Annotated in this window: 2 protein-coding genes; both read left to right on the top strand. The window is 52.6% G+C overall.

Translation table 11 applies throughout. From position 1 onward, the window contains the following. Positions 1–392, top strand: a 392-nt coding sequence (locus BN874_RS24620; RefSeq protein ID WP_338140933.1) for a transposase, incomplete at its 5' end; no start/stop codon positions are given. Between the two features lie 293 nt (positions 393–685). Next, positions 686–1,588 carry an IS982 family transposase gene (locus tag BN874_RS13280; protein ID WP_034434264.1) on the top strand — a complete coding sequence of 301 codons (903 nt, stop codon included), beginning with the start codon at positions 686–688 and terminating at the stop codon, positions 1,586–1,588. Positions 1,589–1,630 lie beyond the last annotated feature (42 nt).

Raw genomic sequence — 1,630 nt, 5'->3', positions numbered from 1 at the left:
AACCCTGGATCATCGCCATGAACGGCCGACCCCCGAAGGCAGCCGTGCCGGATTACGAGAGTCGCTGGGGCATTGAACCCCCCTTTTCCGATTTCAAAAGTCGCGGTTTTGACCTGGAAGCCACCCCACTGCGCGCTCCGGATCGCCTGGATCGTCTGCTGTTGATCATGGCCTTGGCCATGCACGGGTGCGTCCGCGCCGGGCAAGAAGACGCCCGCGATCACCCGACCCCGTTGGAAAAAAACCCCAACAACAGACCGATCCGGATCATTGGACCTTTCGAAAACTCGCCCGTAGCGCCCTGTCGTGGTTCAAGCGCGGTCTGCGGTTGCTCCGAAGACGACTCCAAACTCAACAACCCTTGCCGTCCTTTTATCGCGTCTGCGAGGTGATGAGGAACTGATAGGTGGTGAGGCCGACAAGATAAATGGATATCCAGAAAGAGAAGCAACGATTTTGTGACTAAGATTATTTCTACTTTGTCAGATTACGGGCAAGTGTTTGATTTCTAAAGTTTTATCAATTTCACTCACTTTATGTGAATTTTAGCAAAATCAATAGGTTGTGTTTCAATCTGACAAATTAGAATTATTTAACGTGAGTTCTGGATAAGGCTGGGGGTGGCTTCTGGGATGGAACCCGCTAAGGTTCTTGGGTAGTCAACCGCTTCCCAAGAGTCCCTGCCATGAACTTAGACGACCTGTTTTGCGATGTTGATGATTTCTGCCGGTTATTCCTACCGACCTGGCATCGCCAGCTCCTGACCCGTGGCCAACGGAAACGACAACGGTTGAGCCGACTCACCCTCAGCGAAATCATGACGATTTTGATCGACTTCCATCAGTCCCAGTACCGCAACTTCAAGGCGTTTTATTTGCTCTATCTATGCCGACACTGCCGGGGGGAGTTTCCCCATCAGTTGAGTTATACCCGCTTTGTCGCGCTGATCCCAACGGCGCTGATGCCGATGTGCATCTACCTGAACACCCGCCGCAGCGAAGACACCGGACTGGCTTTCGTGGATGCCACCTCCCTGGTGGTTTGCCACAACCGCCGGATCCACAGCCACAAAGTCTTCAAGGTCGTCGCTCGCCGGGGCAAAACTTCCATGGGTGGGTTCTATGGCTTCAAGCTTCATCTCGTGGTCAATGACCGGGGCGAACTCCTGGCCTTCCGCATTACCCTTGGCAACGTGGATAACCGGGAACCGGTCCCGGAGCTGACCCAGGGGTTGACCGGCAAGCTCATCGGTGATCGCGGCTACATTTCCTCGCAACTGTTTCACGTTCTGTGGGAACGAGGCCTACACCGGGTGAACAAAATCCGTAAGAACATGCATAACAAGCTTATGCCCCTAGTCGATAAGTTATTGTTACGCAAGCGCGCCATCATCGAAACCATCAATGATCAGATCAAGAACATTCAGCAGATCGAGCATACCCGTCACCGCAGCGTCGTTAACGCCATGGTCAACGTCTTAGCCGCCTTGGTGGCTTATACGTACCAACCCCGCAAACCTTCACTGAATATCTCCAAAAATGAGCTTAAATTATTGACTTGCGAGGAATACTCAACAACCACCGGCTGAAAGCCGGTGGGTTGAAGTAACGGACTGAAAGTCCATGTGCAC

The sequence above is a fragment of the Candidatus Contendobacter odensis Run_B_J11 genome (assembly GCF_000531125.1).
In the GTDB taxonomy this organism is placed as follows: domain Bacteria; phylum Pseudomonadota; class Gammaproteobacteria; order Competibacterales; family Competibacteraceae; genus Contendibacter; species Contendibacter odensensis.
Note: the sequence above shows the minus strand (reverse complement) of the source record. Positions and strands in the feature narration are given on the sequence as shown.

Excerpts from the sequence above, each read along its gene's own strand:
- BN874_RS13280 (WP_034434264.1), top strand. The coding sequence starts at position 686 with ATGAACTTAGACGACCTGTTTTGCGATGTTGATGATTTCTGCCGGTTA.